General features: G+C 70.4%; 8 protein-coding genes and 1 pseudogene. 3 read left to right on the top strand and 6 right to left on the bottom strand.

All coding sequences use genetic code 11. From position 1 onward, the window contains the following. Positions 1–16: 16 nt before the first annotated feature. The 6 genes and pseudogenes from AC3EVP_RS28960 to fxlM all read right to left on the bottom strand — a co-directional run bounded on the left by AC3EVP_RS28960 (position 17) and on the right by fxlM (position 6,898). The gene (locus AC3EVP_RS28960) at positions 17–997 is read right to left on the bottom strand and encodes a thiopeptide-type bacteriocin biosynthesis protein (protein ID WP_435134898.1); all 981 of its coding nucleotides are present in this window, start codon (positions 995–997) and stop codon (positions 17–19) included. Next, on the bottom strand, positions 979–1,479 hold the full coding sequence (locus tag AC3EVP_RS28955) for a lanthionine synthetase LanC family protein (protein WP_435134896.1): 501 nt from the start codon (positions 1,477–1,479) through the stop codon (positions 979–981). The genes AC3EVP_RS28960 and AC3EVP_RS28955 overlap by 19 nt, the downstream gene beginning before the upstream one ends. Before the next feature lie 86 nt (positions 1,480–1,565). Continuing rightward, positions 1,566–2,213: pseudogene (locus AC3EVP_RS28950) on the bottom strand (lanthionine synthetase LanC family protein); the annotation flags it as partial. Next, positions 2,210–5,230 carry a lantibiotic dehydratase gene (locus AC3EVP_RS28945; RefSeq protein WP_435135009.1) on the bottom strand — a complete coding sequence of 1,007 codons (3,021 nt, stop codon included), beginning with the start codon at positions 5,228–5,230 and terminating at the stop codon, positions 2,210–2,212. The gene AC3EVP_RS28945 and the pseudogene AC3EVP_RS28950, both read right to left, overlap by 4 nt. A 140-nt stretch (positions 5,231–5,370) precedes the next feature. Further along, on the bottom strand, positions 5,371–5,565 hold the full coding sequence (locus AC3EVP_RS28940) for an FxLD family lanthipeptide (RefSeq protein ID WP_435134893.1): 195 nt from the start codon (positions 5,563–5,565) through the stop codon (positions 5,371–5,373). A 94-nt stretch (positions 5,566–5,659) separates the two neighbouring features. After that, the gene (gene fxlM / locus AC3EVP_RS28935) at positions 5,660–6,898 is read right to left on the bottom strand and encodes a methyltransferase, FxLD system (protein WP_435134890.1); all 1,239 of its coding nucleotides are present in this window, start codon (positions 6,896–6,898) and stop codon (positions 5,660–5,662) included. A gap of 179 nt (positions 6,899–7,077) precedes the next feature. On the opposite strand from fxlM, the gene AC3EVP_RS28930 reads away from it, so the two are divergent. The 3 genes from AC3EVP_RS28930 to AC3EVP_RS28920 all read left to right on the top strand — a co-directional run bounded on the left by AC3EVP_RS28930 (position 7,078) and on the right by AC3EVP_RS28920 (position 16,141). After that, the gene (locus AC3EVP_RS28930; protein WP_435134887.1) at positions 7,078–8,322 is read left to right on the top strand and encodes a helix-turn-helix transcriptional regulator; all 1,245 of its coding nucleotides are present in this window, start codon (positions 7,078–7,080) and stop codon (positions 8,320–8,322) included. Then, positions 8,319–8,855, top strand: coding sequence for a GNAT family N-acetyltransferase (locus tag AC3EVP_RS28925; protein ID WP_435134885.1), 537 nt, complete (start codon positions 8,319–8,321; stop codon positions 8,853–8,855). Before AC3EVP_RS28930 ends, AC3EVP_RS28925 begins: the two co-directional genes overlap by 4 nt. Positions 8,856–9,244: 389 nt before the next feature. Continuing rightward, a complete protein-coding gene (locus tag AC3EVP_RS28920; protein WP_435134882.1) occupies positions 9,245–16,141 on the top strand; it encodes a glycoside hydrolase domain-containing protein in 6,897 nt (2,298 codons plus the stop codon). Positions 16,142–16,144: the final 3 nt, after the last annotated feature.

Genomic DNA, 16,144 nt, shown 5'->3' with positions numbered 1-16,144 from the left:
GTTCGAGCCCACTGGGTCACCCCGGTCCTGGCACGGACCCTGCAAAGATCACGCTTCGAGCCGCGGAGGCGAGGTGGCTCTGTGTAGCGAGGGAGAAGCCGAGACGGTTCCAGTGGAAGATCACATGGAGGCTGAGGATGCTTCGGAGGCCGCGGCCGAGTGTTCCGTGGTCGGCGGCCTGGCGCAGGCGACGCCCAGCGCTTTTGAAGGCTGCCACCCAGTCTTCGAACCGGCCCAGTGGGCCGCCGCGTCCGAAGAGCGCCTCGGTGTCGGCCAGGAGCAGTGTGCGGATCTGCTGAGCTCGATCGGTCAGGACCGTCGGGTCCAGGTCAGGGCGGGCGGTGCGGTGTTCGACCGTGATGACGCGGTTCCAGACGTCGCCGGTCTCGTACCACTCCAGGCCGGCGCTGCGCATCAAAGCGGTGCACAGGAGGACGGACAGCTCACGGAGGCCGATGGAAGGGCGGCTGCCTTGGCCGGAGAGCAACTGGATCTGGCGGCTGTCGGCCGCGAAGAGAGCGTGGGCGATCCGCATGCTCGTCTCGCCGCCGAAAGCAACGGTTTCGGGCTCGTACACGACGGTACGCCACTCCCGGACGCGTCCGTCGGTGACGAGTTGGTCCAAGGCCGCCTTCGTCCTCGATTTCGCTGACGGTCCGGCCAGGAGACGCACCCGGTAGCCAGGGTGCTTGCGCATGAACCACCAGTCAGCGGGGGCTGTGGCGTGCAAGAGGGGGAGGAGATAGGTGGCGAAGTCACCGTCGCCGGCAGCCGAGTCCGTGAAGGCGAGGTTGATCTGCCACCAGTTGTCGGCGGAAGCATGCTGCACCAGGGCTTCTCGGCCGGCAGCCATGAAGAGGGACACGGCCTGGGAGAGACGGTCGGGGGCGAGGCCGTGGCACCCGGCGGCCTCGTCCACCGGGTTTCCGGCAAGGACGTCGAGGACGGCACGTTCGGTCATGCTTGCGGGTGCGGTGTTCAGTCGATCAGCAGGCATGCGTCCCATCCGTTGGCTGGGGGTTCGCCGTCGACGAGGGTCGACAGGGCGAGAGCCGTGCCGGTAGCTCCGTCCAGGAGCCCGGTGCCGTTGCTGCTGTGGGGGCGGGCGTGGGTCACGAGGGAGGCGGCGACTTGGTGGCACAGGCGCGGCAGGCGGGGGTCATTGGCGTCCTGTGCGGCGCGGACGGCGGTTTGGTAGATCCCGGCCCATCCGTGGCAGATTCCCGCGTCGGTCACGGCGCGGAGCTGGTGCTGGTCGGTCAGTGCCCGGTACAGGGTGTCCTCGTAGAAGGCTTGGAGGCCGGTGTCATGGAGGGCGATTCCAGCGAGTTGTCCGGCACGGGCGATGCCGGTGGTGCCGTAGCACCAGCTCGGCCTGCCGGGACCTTCCTGCCCAGTGCGGCATGTCCGAAGGTCGTCATCAGACAGGTAGGTGGGCCACCAGGGGCCTTCGGGGGCTTCCTGGCGCCAGGTGCCCAAGAAGTCGCAGATGACGCGTTCGCGGTGCGGTGGCCTGCGACCTCGTTCCCGGCGCGGAGGGCTTTCGCCAGGAGGAGGAGCGGACCGGCGATTCCGTGGGCGGTTCCGAGATTGGCGTGCCCCCCGGGGAAGCGGTCGCTGTGGGTGCGGAGGGGATCGTGGCGGACCCACCAGCCGGGCCGGTCGGACCCGTGGAGGGTGTGAGGCTGCGTGAGGGCGACCAGATATTCCAGGACGTGGCCCAGCGCGCTGCTGCCCGGGTCGGTGCGCAGGAGATAGGCGCCGATGCCGGTGAGGCCGTAGAAGAGGTCGTAGTCGGCGAAGGCCAAGGGGAGGCCGCACCGAAGTCGTTGGTGGGCCGCATCGGCGCGGCGATGGGCGAGTGCGGTGACCCGGTGGTGGAGGGCGGTGCGGGCGTCGGCGTAGAGGTGGTCCCTGCCGGGTGGGGTCGTGCTCAGGAGAAACGCGACGGCGGTGGCCCCGAGGAACAGGCCGCCGGTGTCGCCTGCGTTGATCTCTCCGGCGGCGGCTTCACCGATCAACTGATGGGCGCGGCACCAGGATCGGTCGTGCCAGGCCCTTTCGACGAACAACAGGGCCCTTCCGGCGGCGCCAGCGGCGAGGGACTGTCCCGCATCGGAGGGGCTTGGCGGGTGCGATCCGCTCTCCTGTGCCAGGGCGGTGAACTGCCTGAACAGTGCAGTGGCGGAGGGGGAGGACGCAGGAAGCGTCATGGTGTCGTCTTCCAATTGTGCAGGGCCGCCGATCGCACCAGTCGGACCGTGACCGCCTCGCTCGCGGGGTCGGTGTTCAAGGCCCGCAGGTGGTGCTGGTGGATCAGGGACCGGGCGGTGGTGAACGGGTCCCGTTGTCTGGCCAGGGCCTGGCGGTAGGCGTCGGCGGCGTCGGCGCGCGACCGCCAGACTGCGACCAGCTGTGCCCCGCCGGAGAGTTCAGTGAGATTGCCTGTGGTGGTGGAACCGGCCAGGCGCATGGTCTGGTCGCGCAGCTTCCGGTCGAGAGGGCCGGTGGCGCGGGGCAGGGCGGCGACGAGGCGCGGGAAGCCGTCCTCCGGGGCGGGAGCAAGTCGACTGGCGAGATGGAGAGCGCTCACGGCGGCGAGGGCCTGAGGCAGGAGGTGATTGCGATCGGCGACGGCGAGTTGCGCGAGCGCGGCGGTGGAGTCCTTGGCGAACAGCCGGTGCGCGGCATCCATGGCCTCGCCGTGGCCCCACCGTCCCGTCTGGGGCTGGTAGGGGAGCAGGACGAATCCCGACGACAGGCCGAAGTCGTACAGCTCTGCGGCCCAGGCGCTGAAGGCTTCTGTGACCTCGCGGTGAGCACCGGGTCGGGCATGCAGGGTGAAGGCCAGATGTTGGTCGGCGTCGGCACGGGAGAGGTCGCGGTGGCGGCTGAACCACCACGTCGGGGCGCGGCCGTCGAGCGCGGTGAGAAGGCGCGGAACGTAGCGGGTGAGGATGTCTGCGAAACGCAGCGGGTCAGCGTGAACACGGGCGTGGAGCACTTCCCCGCCCGGTAGTCGGCGGTCGCTGGGGACGACCGTGCGCACGGGGACGGGCAGGCGGGGTGGCGGGGTATGAGGCAGCGCGAGGGAGATCCAGAACTCGGTGGCACGGCCTGTCCATCCGTGGGCGGCATCGCCGTCGGGGGTCTCCCGCAGCTCCAGCTCGTGAGCGCCGCCGAGTTGGGCGCGGACCAGTTGGCGGTGCACGGGGTGGGTCAGGTCGACGGGAAGGACCTGGTCGTGCTTGACGACGGCTACCTGGTCCGGGACAGCCATGCGTGCCCGCCACGAGTCGAAGGCCGTGTCCCACTGCGCTCCGGTGGCCTGACGGCGGCCGGCGAGGTCTGTAGTCGTGAGGAGCCAGCGGGCCGGTCTGAGGACGGTGCGGCCGTGGCGGACGCGTGGCAGGTAGGGCAACCGCGAGGCGGCGCCGAAGTCGAAGGGACCGTAGACGGCGCTGCGGGCCGTGCCGACTTCGGCGAGAAAGCGGGCCAGTACGGGGGTCTGGAGACCGGCTTCGAGGGCGTGCATCACGTGAAGGTGGATCGTCCGGCCGGTGGGGAGGTGGACCAGCCGGAGTGCGCGGGCATCGGCTGTCACACCGATCTCCGCAAGGGGAAGAGCCGACCCGCAGGGCCCCTCGGAGCTGTCGTCTGCGTGCTTCCATCCGGAGACCTCCAGTACGTGGGGCAGCAGGCGCGGGGTGCGGGCCACGTTGGTGCTGCGGGCTCGCCGAGGGGTGAACGCCAGTTGTGCGTCGAGCCCTTCCGGGGCGCTCGGGTATGTGGTGGAGAGTGCCTCGCGCACGTCCGGGGGCAGGGCGTGGGCGAATCGCCCTGCCAGACTGCTGGCCGGCCGTGGCATTGCGGTAAGCACCGCTCGGAAGTCGCCGTGTGCAAGGGCAGCGGTGCTGGGGGCGTGGACTTCGAAGCCGACTTCCACGCGGGGAACCGGTATCCGCTCGTCATGACCGGCTGCGGTCTCCAGTGCGGCGACCGTCTCCTTGGTGAGCAGCAGTTCGCCCCGGGCTTCCATGAGAGTCCGCTGTACCAGGGCGAGTAGGACGTCGTCGCGTGCTGTGCGCGCCTTCGGGACGTTCCCGCGCGCCACACCGTCGTATCCGGTCGGTAAGCCGAGCCCGCTGTCGGCGACCAGGTCTTCCACCGGCACGACGGCGCCGGGGCCGTAGCGCTCGCGGAAGCGGTTGTGGTAGTCGAGCCAGGCCCAGCGGCCGTACGGCTGTGGGGTGGTCCGGTAGACGGCGGTGACGGCAGCCGTGACATCCTCGATCACGGCGGGTGGGATCTGCACGTCGCAGTCCAGGGCCGTGTTTACGTACAGAGGCCGGTTGGTGACGTCGGTGACCGCCGTCATGCGGGAGGCGATGGAGGCCAGCCCTTCCGTCACGAGGGTCGACCGGCACCCAGACAGGTCCTCGCGGATCGCGTGCAGGGCTCGGACGGTCTCCTGGACATCGGCCACTTCGTCGGCGTGCACGGTGTCCAGCGCCCGGCACAGATGACCGAGGGCGTCGGTCGTGGTCATCGGTGCCGGCAGCGAGGTCAGCAGGAACTGCTGCTCGACCAGGTCGGCGAGCAGGGCGTGGATCTGCTCGCTCTGCGCCATCGGGAACCGGGCTCGCAGATGGGCGTGCAGAGCGGCATAGAAGATCGGGGTGCGGGCGGCTTCCATCGCAGTCGCCACCGGCGGCCTGTTCCGGGTCGACACCTCGATTGGGCCGAGCACGCGGTCGAATGCAAGGGAAGGCTGCCCCGGGGCGATGAGACGGTCCCCTCGCAGACGGGCCGCGTCGTTGGCGTACAGCGGGAGGCGTCGCAGAAGTTCCGGGCTGCGGTGAAGGCGCTTGATCACCGCGGCGGTCCACTCGCCGTCGGCCCGGACAGTCACGGAGTGCTGGTCCCGCCACCGCGCGCCGGGTTGCGGCCCGACAGCCGCCGGGGCCACACCGGAGAAGAGACCGAGCGGTGTGGACCGGTGGTGCCAGCGCAGGAGGTATGCGGTCGTGGACAAGGCGGCCCGCCGGACCTCCCTCGCACTGCGGGTCGGATCACCGAGCAGCTCGCGGACGGCGGTGCTCAGCCCAGGGGATGCGAGGCCCAGCGCGCGGCGGAACCCGGGATTCCCCCAGATACGCTCCAACCAGCGGCGGGTGCCCGTCGGGTCGTCGAGGTCCAGAGATCGGGGCACGTCAGCCACGCCCGGCATGGTGCTTGCACGCAGGAGAGCGAGACCTTGCCAGGTGTATGCGCTCGCTCGGGATCTCATGGGCGGCTCCTTCGGTGAACGGCGGCGGTGCCGGTGGGCCGGGCCGACGGCACGAGCGGCCCACCGGCTGAGCGCCCGGATCAGGCGGGGTCGCCCACGGCGGAGTCGCATGCGGACGCGCCGTCCGCGCAGGTGCTGCCGCAGCCGTCGCCGGTGTCGCACATCAGCGCGCCGTTGAGCTTCGTGCTGACGACGACCGTGATGTCCAGGGGCGCGAAGTCGTCATCCTCGTCCAGCAGTGGTGGGGCCATCGGCAGCAGGGTGGCAGGGGGCATGGTTGTTGTCCTTCCTTGTCGGTGGGTGCTGTGACGACCTGGCCGTTGAGGCATCGCGGCGGAACTCCGGCAGTGCGCGCAGAGCGCCCGCTGACTACGCCGGGGGCCAGGAGAGGGAGATCCGGCTGTGCCGCTTCCCGATGACGCGGTCACCCGGAACCGCCTCGTCGGGCGTGTCGGCCGGGTAGACCCTGATGAGGGGGTCGGGGCCGCAACGGTGCTCGCGGTCCCACGCGCGGACGCTGCCGGCGACGGTGTCCGCGAAGGTAGGGGCGTCCGGACCGAGGGCGTGTACGCCGAACTCGAAGCGTTCACCGTCGGGGGTGCGGCGCGTGGTGACGTAGGCGAAGGTGCCGCCGCTTACGGCGGCGGCCGAGAAGCCCTTGTGGCGGGGGGAGACGGTCCCGGTGTCGAGCTGCGGATCGACGGACATGACGCAGAACCCGGGCAGGTCGATGGCCAGATGCATCTGGAGGCCGGAGAACGGCTCGCCGAGCGCGACGGTGACACCGGTCCACTGCTCGACGCGCGGCGTCCGCACGGCGTTGTCGAGCAGATGCGGGTCGGCGGGGGCTCCGTCGTCGAAGCGGAGGGCGATCTCGGGGGTGCCGTTGACGAGGATCTGTGTCTCGTCGTGCTGGTCCGAGCCCTGCATGGCAACGAAGCCGCAGACCAGTGCGGAGGTGCTTTCGAGGTGGCCCCCGTGGGAGTCGGGGACCCGCCGGAACGCGACGGAGCGGGTCAGGCCGCGCAGGCGGAGCGGCACTACCAGTCGGCCATCGGGTGTGAGTCGGTCGATCCACGCGGGCGGGATGTCCCAGGCGCCGACGGTCACCATGATGACGTCGACCTCGCCGAGGCCGGGGATGGGCTCGGCGGCGTCGGCGGTGACCACGCGGACCCGGGCGTAGCCGTGGGCGTCGAGGAGCCGGCGGGCGCGGCTGGTGACATCAGGGTCGATGTCGACGCTGGTGACATTCCCTTCCTCGCCCACAAGTTCGGCCAGGTAGGCGGAGTTCAGGCCTCCGGAACCGATCTCCAGGACCCGGTCGCCGACCTCGATCCGGGCCTGCTCCAGCATCATGGCCTGGATCTGCGGCGCGGAGACCGAACTGAGCTGCACGCCGTTTTCACCGACTTTGGTGATCACGGCGGCGTAGGGGGAGTACGCGTCGTCCAGCGAGGCGTGCGGCGCGAACACGTGCCGGGGCACACGTCGCATTACTTTCTCGACGCCAGGCGACACGATCACCCCGTCAGCCATTAACTGGTCCACGCAGTTGTCACGCAGACGCGTTGCCTCGGGCGGCTCGGTGGCCGTGCTGGTGTTCATCGTTCGTTCCTTCCGGGCGCTGTGATCGCCACAGACGACGGCTGTGTCCAGTGAACGGGGGGCTGACGCACGGGCGGCAGGAAGGACGCGCTGACCTTGAGTGCGCCCTGCCGGAAAACTTTGCGGTCCCGTTACCCGTGCGCTGGTGCGGAACGCAATGGTGTCGTTACTTTCGGCGCATGGCAGCGAACGCCACCCTGAAGAAGCGCATGGCCGATCTGGGCCTGACGCAGGAAGAGCTCGCGAACCGGATGAACGACGCCATCCTGAAGATCACAGGGCGTCCGGGAGAGGTGTCCGACCGTACGATCCGCAACCTGTTGAGCGGCAGTACGGTGCGCCCGATCGCCCGCACATGCGCAGCGCTGGAGGCGGTTTTCGGTTGCCCCGTCGAGGACTTAGGGTTCGAGCCACCACGCTCCGCAGCACGGCAGGAGGACCCTGTGAGGCGTCGCACGTTCATCGCCTCGGCCGCCGGTACGGCAACCGCCGGGCTCGCTCCTTCGCTCGGCGCCCCCAAGAGGGTCGGTGCCGGCGATGTCGCCCGGCTGGAAGCGAAGTTCGCGTCGATCATTGCCGAAGACCACAAGTACGGCGGCCTGGTGAGCACCGAAACGCGCGCTTGCGCGCTGGCTGGTGAAGCCCTGTCGCTCCTCCAACGCGGCTCGGCCGGCCAGCGGGTCCGCAACAACCTCTATGCCTCCGCGGCGGGCTTCATGTCCAGTGCGATGTGGGCGGCGATCGACGGCCGCCGCTTCAATGAGGCGCAGCGCTACCTGGACCGCGCCTCCACTTTGGCCGCGATGTCCGGGGACACGACGATCACGTTCCGGATCTGGTCCCACGCCGGGACCCTCTACCGCCACCTCGGACGCCCCGTCGATGCATTGGCGGCGAACGATGTGGCCAGGGGACTGCCCATCGCGCGCCGCGACCCGATGTTCACCTCCCTCGGGCATGCGCGGCACGCGGCGATCCTCGGACTCACGAAGGACGCGGTGGCCGTCGAGCGCGCCATTGGCTGTGCGCAGAGTGCGTACAGCCGCGCCGACCCGGAGGCCCAGCGGCCGACGTGGATCACAGCGTTCTACGACCAGGCGGAGATCGAAAGCCTCGCTCTCACCGCGTGCCTGGCACTCGGCGACTTCGAGCAAGCCGAGGCCCACGCCCACCGCGGGATCGCCCGTCTCCGCCCGCACATGAGACGCAGCCGTGCCATTGCGACCGCCCGCCTCGCGCACGCCCAACTGGGCCAGGGCGACATCGACGCAGCCGTTGCCACTGCCGTCAGCACACCGAGCACACACCCGCGCGTCGCGCGCATGCTCCAAGAGTTCGGCAACAAGTTGTCCGTCCAGGCACCGCACAGCCGGGCGGCGAAGGACTGGAACGACCGCACCTCGACGCGAAGGGACACCTCGTGACGGCAAGGACTTTTGAACTGCGCCACTTCCACGACATCGAACCGGCCTGGGACACATTGATCGAGCTCTACGCCGACGTGCGGGCGGACCGGTTGCACGACCCGCACTACTCGGTGGAGCGCTACGCCGAACGCCTTGCCCGTCACGCGCACGAGCCGGGCTGGGAGGCCGTCATCGGATACGACGGGGACGAAGCCGTCGGATACGCGTACGCCAACACCGTCGAGCAGGACGACCGGTACTGGAAGAGGATCACCTCGCCCCTCGCCGAGTCGGTCACCTCCGTTCCGACGCTGGCCCTCAAGGAACTAGGCGTACGCGTCCCCTGGCGCAAGACCGGGGTGTCCAAGGCGATTCACGACAGCCTCCTGTCCGCACGCGGTGAGCCGCAGGCGACCTTGATGGTCAACCCCGAGGCGGGGGACGGCAAGGTCCACGACCTGTACGTCTCCTGGGGGTACCAGGACCTCGGGGTGAGCCGGCCATCGCCCGACTCGCCGGTCCTGACCGCCATGGTGCGGGCCCTTCCCTGACGTGGGCGGCGGCCCCCGCCCCGCCCCCGGGCACGGCACCCCCGCCCCGCCCCGCCCCCGGGCACGGCACCCCCGCCCCGCCCCCGGGGACCGCACCCCCGCGCACCGTCCACCGCACCCGGCCCAGCAAACCCACCGGGCCCACCCCCTCACCGCCCCGACAGCAAAAGATGAGGTCACAGCGTTGTGCGAAACCGCTTGTGCGGATTCCGTTTAGACGCTGTACTCCTGCCGGGTGTGTGATGACACACGTCCACAACCGTGCGGGGCGCTCCCGCACGTCCCTATCCGTCTCGTTCCGCACGCCCCGGAGTTGGTGGCTGACAACGATGTCTGCTGTCCCCGCCGTCGCCGGGGCATGCGGACGGGCCGCACTCCGGAGAGGCGACATGCACGCCAGATCCCAACCACCCTTGCCCGCGGTGGCGTTCGCGAGAAGCGACCGCCGCGGCAGACGGCCGATACGCGCGGCCCTCGCCGCGCTGGTCGCCGGCACGCTCGGCGTCGCCGCCCTCGCGGGCGCCGGCACCGCCGCGGCGTCCCCCGCGGCCTCCACCACGTCGACCGGCTCGTCCGGCACGGACTACACCAAGCTCGTCGACCCGTTCGTGTCGACCGCCGGCGACGACGGCAACGACCTGCCGGGCGCGGAGGCGCCGCACAGCCTCGCCAAGGTCAACCCGATGACCACGCCGGACCGCAACCACTCCGGCTACGACTACAACCAGAGCCACATCGCCGGGTTCACCGCGACGGACCTCGACGGCGTCGGCGGCTCGGGCGGCGGCGGCGACCTGCTGGTCGTCCCCACGTCCGTGCAGTACAGCAAGCGCCCGGCGACCAGCACGTACGCGCACCCGTTCAGCCATGACGACGAGACCGCGACGCCCGGCTACTACCAGGTCGGGCTGGGCTCGGTGTCGGGCACCGACTCCTCGGTGACGCAGGACAGCGGGACGATCGACGCGGAGATGACCGCGACGACGCGCACCGCGCTGGAGCGCTACAGCTTCCCGGCCGGGTCGAAGCCCGAACTCGTCCTGGACCTGGCGAACAACTACACCAGCCGCACCCGCGCGACGATGAAGGCGACCACCCTCGCCGACGGCACCACCCGCATCACCGGGCTGATCGCCGGCTCCTTCAACGGCGCCGCCTACCAGATGTACTACGCGGCCACCACGAACGTGCCCGTCACCTCGCTGAAGAGCTGGGGTGGCGACGGCACGCTGGGCGACGCGACGACGCAGGACGGCACCGACACCGGCGCCGTGCTCGGCTTCGACCCGTCCGCGGGCGGCGACGTCGAACTGCGCATCACGCTCTCGCCGATCAGCACCGACCAGGCCGTCACCGACCAGCAGAACGAGGTCGGCGGCCTCACCTTCGACCAGGCCCGCGCGCAGACCAAGGCGGACTGGAACAGCACCCTCGGCGCGGTCGACGTGCACGCCTCGGCGGCGTCGGACCCCAAGTCGACGCTGACGAAGGAGTTCTACACGCACCTGTACCGGATGTACGGGCTGCCGGTGAACGCCACCAGCACCAGCGGCACCTACCGCGGCGTGGACGGCGCGGTGCACAAGACGAACGGCTTCACGTACTACGACGGCTGGTCCACCTGGGACGACTTCCGGAAGTACTCCGTGGAGGCGTACGTCGACCCGGCCACCTACCGGGACATGGTGCAGTCGCTGATCGAGCTGTTCGCCGACGCGCACACCTCCGGCAAGAGCCTGAGCAGCCTCACCCAGTCGGTGCCGTCGGTGCGCTGGGAGCGCTCGGAGGTGGTGATCGCCGACGCGCTGTCGAAGGGCTACAAGAACTTCGACCGGCTCGACGAGGCGTACCCCGCGCTGGAGTCGCTCGCCGGCTACTACACCGGCGCGCAGCTGCGCCAGGGGTACATCAGCGGTGACCCCGGCAGCACTGTGCAGCGCGGCTACGACCAGTGGGCGCTGTCCATCATCGCCACCGCGCTCGGCAAGGACGCGGACGCGAAGAAGCTGCGGACCCAGTCCACGATGGCGATCGACAACCTCATGAAGTCCGACGCCTGGACCGCCTCCGACGGCACGAAGGTGGGCCTGCTCACCCCGCGTGCCACCGGCGGCGACTGGCAGAGCACGGACTACGAGAAGTTCGAGGACGCCGGGCTCTACCAGGGCACGCTGTGGCAGTACAACTGGTACGACGCCTACGACATGGGCGGCCTGATCAAGGCGATGGGCGGCAGCAAGGCCGGCAAGGCCGCGGTGGAGCACATGTTCGGCGAGGACTCCAGCGCCGACGACGGCTCCACGATGCTGCACTCCAACGCCAACGAGATCGACCTCCAGGCCCCGTACCTGTTCAACTACGTCGGCGAGCCGAGCCTGACGCAGAAGTGGGTGCGCGCGATCTACACCGGCACCACCTGGAACCGGTACATCGCGACGGGCTCCACCAACGAAGCGCCCAGCGCGGGCGGTGAGTTCACCCCGCCGATCGACACGCAGGTGTACAAGCTGTCCCCGAACGGCTTCCTGCCGACCATGGACAACGACGCCGGCACCATGTCGACGATGTTCGTGGCCGCCGCGCTCGGCCTGTTCCCGGTGACCGCGGGCTCCAGCCAGTTCCAGATCGGCAGCCCGTTCTTCGACTCCACCACGATCACCTACGCCAACGGCAGCAAGTTCACCGTGAAGGCCGACGGCGTCTCGTCGAGCAACTACTACGTGCAGTCCGCCAAGCTCAACGGCGCGAAGTTCGACAACACGTGGCTGGACTACTCGCAGATCATCGCGGGCGGCACGCTGGACTTCACGATGGGCGCCAAGCCGTCCAAGTGGGGCACCGACACCAAGCCCGCGTACTCGCTGGACACCGACACCGGCAGCACCGGCACCCAGCTGGGCGGCACCACCGTCTCGGCGAAGCCGGCGACCGTGGCCACCGCCGCGGACGGCAGCGTCAAGGGCAGCGTGCAGTTGACCCTGTCCGGGCCGGCGGTCTTCGCCGCCCGCAAGGGGACCAGCCTGACGAAGTCCGGCGCGGCCACCGTCACCGGGCTGCCCAAGGGCGTCACCGCCGACCTGACCGTCAGCGGCAACCGGACGGCGACGGTGACGCTGAACGGCACCGCGACCGTCGACGCCCGCTACAGCATCTCCTTCGCCGACGCGGCCTTCGCCCACGGCACCTCGGCCTCGACGGTCACCGGCACCGGGGTCTCCCCGACCGACCCGCTGATCATCTCCGCCGCCGCGGTGTACCGCACCTCGCTCGCCGCGCTCATCGACCAGGCGTCCCTGGTCCGCACCGGCAACTACGCGGAGGGCGCCTGGAACCAGTTCCAGACCGCGCTGGAGCACGCCCGCTCGGTGCTGGCGGACACCTCCTCGGGCACCGGCACGCTGATGGCCGCGCAGGACGCCCTGAACTCCGCGGCCTCCTCGCTCACCATCGACGAGGGCGGCTACGCCGTCCTCCAGGCCGAGAGCCCCGACAGCAAGGACGGGCCCAGCCTCAAGGCCGAGGCGTACTACTCCGACGGCGACCTCGGCGGTGTCACCGACGGCGCCTGGGAGCAGTACGGCAAGCTGGACTTCGGCGGCGTCGCGCCGCAGAGCATCTCGGTCCGGTACGCCAACTCGCAGGCCACCGACGCCGCGCCGAGCAGCGTCGACATCCACGCCGGCGACGCCGACGGGCCGGTCGTCGGCACCGTCTCGCTGCCGGGTACCGGCGGCTGGCAGTACTACTCCACCGTCCAGGCCACGATCACCGCCCCCGACGTGCTGCTCAGCGCGGCGAAGGCGACGTTCGTCTTCCACGCCCCGGCCGGCCAGGACTGGGTGTCGAACTTCGACTGGTACCAGTTCTCGCCGAACCCGGTCACCTCCTCGCCCACCACCACGGTCGCCTCGCTGACCGCGCCGACCGCCACCGCCACCGGTGACGGCTCGCTCGCGCTGAAGCTGTCGGACGGCATCTTCGAGAACGTGTCGAACGGCGCGTGGGCGGAGTGGAAGGGCACGGACCTCGGCGACGGCGCCGACACCGTGACCGTCAGCTACGACAAGCCCCAGTCGCGGGCCGCGTCGGACTCCCACATCGAACTGCACCTCGCCGCGAAGGACGGCGAGAAGAAGGTCGACATCCCGCTGGCCTACACCGGTTCGGGCTGGGGCACCGTGGCCACCACGTCCGTGCAGCTCGACCCGAGCGTCTTCACCGGCGTCCAGGACGTGTACGCGGACTTCGTCTCCAGCACCCAGACCTCCGACCAGCCGTACGTCGCCAACGTCTACGGGCTGACCCTGACCCGCAGCGCCGACACCCCGGTGGGCTTCGACGCGACCGCGTTCACCACCAGCAGCGGCGGCACCCTCAAGAGCGAGGCGGCCGGCTGGAGCGACGCGGGTTCGGCCACCGACCTCGGCGGCACCTACGACGGCGCCTGGCTCGCGTACGGGGACATCGACTTCGGTACCTCCGAGAAGAACACCGTCACCCTCACCTACGTCAACAACTCCGCGCGCTGCGGCACCGGTTCGGCCGTCGAGCTCTACCTCGACTCCTTCGACTCCGCCGACCCGGGCACGCCGTACGCGACCATCGCGCTGCCGGTCACCGGAAGCGCGTGGTCCTCGGGCGGCACCACCAGCGTCACGCTGCCGAAGTCCCTCACCGGCAAGCACGCGGTGTACCTGCGGCTGACCACGACCCCGGACTCCTCGCACCCCTACGTCGCGAACCTGGGCCGGGTCACCTTCAGCCATACGGACACCCCGGCGGCGACGGACACCTCCGCGCTGAGCAAGGCGGTCGACCAGTACGCCGGGCTGGCGGACGACACGTCGCGCTACGACGCGATCGACTTCGCCGTGTACCAGCGTGAACTGGCCGCCGCCCGGGCCCTGCTGGCCGCCGACGGCGCGACCCAGCTCGAAGTCGACACGCAGACGCGTACGTTGACGCTCGCCGCCGACCAGCTGGTGCCGCTGCCGCGGCTGAAGCTGGAGGCCCTGGTCACGACCGCGTCGGCGCTCACCGACGCGCGCTACACCGACGCGTCGTGGCAGGCGTTCACCACGGCCCTGACCGCGGCCAAGACCGCGGTCGCGGACGGCCAGGCCACCGACGCGACGCTCACCGCCCGCTACACGGCACTGCAAAAGGCTCAGGCCGCGCTCGTCACCAAGCCGAAGACGGTGCCGGCGGTGCCCGGCGCGGTGTCGGCGACGGCGTCCGGCACGAGCGTGACCGTCGTGTGGTCCGCACCCGAGGACGACGGCGGTTCGCCGGTCACCGGGTACCGGATCAGCCTCGACGACGGCCACGAGGCCACCGTCAAGGACGCGGACAGCCGCAGCACCACCTTCACCTGGCTGACGGCCGACCGGTCGTACCGGGCGCAGGTCCAGGCGGTGAACGCGGTCGGCGCCTCGGCCAAGAGCGCCGCCACAGCGCCGGTGGTCACCGGCACCGCCAAGCCGCAGCAGCCGACCGTCACGAGCGTCGTCACCCACGGCAAGCAGGTCCGCGTGAGCTGGCTGCCGGCCGGCGACGGCGGGTTCCCCGTCCTCGGCTACGTCGTGACCCTGGACGACGGCACCACGGCGCACGTGCCCGGCACGGCGACGACGGCGCTGCTGACCACCAAGAAGGCGGCCAAGGCCCACACGGCGACGGTGACCGCGGTCACCCTGGCCGGGACCTCCGCGGACAGCGCGGCCACCTCGGCCACGTCCACCTCCGCCACCGCGACGCCGGCTGCCTCCTCGGCCGCGGACGCCGCGACCACGGACGACGACGGCTCCGACCCGTCGTCGTACACGCCCTCGCCCTTCCCCTCCGACACCCTGAACGCCGACTACGCGTCCGACGCGTGGCCCAAGACCGACGACGGGAGCGACTACTTCAACGACCTGCTCAGCGGCATCAAGGACCTGGGCACCGGCACCCTCGGCGCCAACTCCACCGTGGCGAACGGCACCACGCTGACCGCGGAGAACGACAAGATCGCGGTCGGCATCAACAACGCCGCCACGCAGGCCCAGGTGGACCGGGCCGAGATCGACGCGAACAACAGCGCCACCGTCACGATGGCCGACGGACTCGGCTCCAGGCTCGGCAAGATCTACAGCGACGCCCTGAGCAGCGGCGACCTGCCGAAGACCAACGCCCTGTTCGGCCGGGTCACCCAGGACATCGACACCCACGACGCGGCGAAGAACTACTACGACTACCTGCGCCCGTACGTGCGGCTCGGGTTCGTCGGTGACGGCGGCGACATCTACGAGTCGCAGGACGGCTCGTACAGCAGCCTCGCCACCAGCGGCTCGTACCCCAGCGGCCACACCTACGGCGGCTACGAGGCGGGCACCATCCTCGCCACGCTGCTGCCGGAGCTGGCGCCGTCGATCCTGGCGCGGACCTCGGAGTACGGCAACAACCGCATCGTGCTCGGGTTCCACTACCCGCTCGACGTGATGGGCGGCCGCATCACCGGCCAGGCCACCGTGGCGCACCGGTGGGCGGACCCCGACTTCGCGGCCCTGCTGACGCAGGCCCACACCGAGATCGAGAACGTGCTGCTCGCGCAGTGCCAGAAGGAGGGGTACGACACGCTCGCAGCCTGCGAGGGCGACACCTACGACGGGCTGACCACCGCGCAGGACGTCGACCTGTACACGCAGCGGCTCAGCTACGGGTTCTCCCGCACCGGCAAGGCCGGCCAGACCCTGCAGGTGCCGTCCGACGCGGCGGCGCTGCTGGTCACGGCGTTCCCGAACCTCACCACCGAACAGCGCACGCAGGTCCTGGAGCAGACCGCGACGGACTCCGGCTACCCGCTGGACCTCACCGCGGACGGCCAGGCGAGCTGGGAGCGGATCAACCTGGCGGCGGCGATGACGGCGGACGTCGTGGTCAACGCCGACGGGTCGGTCACCGTGACGAACGTCGCGGACGCCACCAAGGCGAGCGTCGCGGACGCCACCGGCATCAAGGTCGGCGGCACCGCGATCGACGGGTTCGACAAGGACACCGCGACCTACGTCGTCGACTGGCCGAAGAACGCCAAGATCCCGACCGTCACCGCGGTGCCCGCGGAGGCCGGCGAGCGGGTGAAGGTCACCGACGGGAGCCAGGTGCTCAGTTCGACCGGGTCCAAGCTCACCACGCGGACGATCACGGTGACGTCGGCGAACGGCTCGGTCACCCGGATGTACACGGTCGGGTTCGCCCTGACGGCCAAGGACCACCGGCCGTCGGCGGCGGGCGGAAAGGGGCACTGACCC

It is taken from the genome of Actinacidiphila sp. bgisy144, from assembly GCF_057708105.1.
Note: the sequence above shows the minus strand (reverse complement) of the source record. Positions and strands in the feature narration are given on the sequence as shown.

What these genes read in the sequence shown, in the direction of transcription:
- AC3EVP_RS28960 (WP_435134898.1), bottom strand. Translation starts at nt 997, where the DNA reads ATGCCTGCTGATCGACTGAACACCGCACCCGCAAGCATGACCGAACGT.
- AC3EVP_RS28945 (WP_435135009.1), bottom strand. Translation starts at nt 5,230, where the DNA reads ATGCCGGGCGTGGCTGACGTGCCCCGATCTCTGGACCTCGACGACCCG.
- AC3EVP_RS28940 (WP_435134893.1), bottom strand. Translation starts at nt 5,565, where the DNA reads ATGCCCCCTGCCACCCTGCTGCCGATGGCCCCACCACTGCTGGACGAG.
- fxlM (WP_435134890.1), bottom strand. Translation starts at nt 6,898, where the DNA reads ATGAACACCAGCACGGCCACCGAGCCGCCCGAGGCAACGCGTCTGCGT.
- AC3EVP_RS28930 (WP_435134887.1), top strand. Translation starts at nt 7,078, where the DNA reads ATGGCAGCGAACGCCACCCTGAAGAAGCGCATGGCCGATCTGGGCCTG.
- AC3EVP_RS28920 (WP_435134882.1), top strand. Translation starts at nt 9,245, where the DNA reads ATGCACGCCAGATCCCAACCACCCTTGCCCGCGGTGGCGTTCGCGAGA.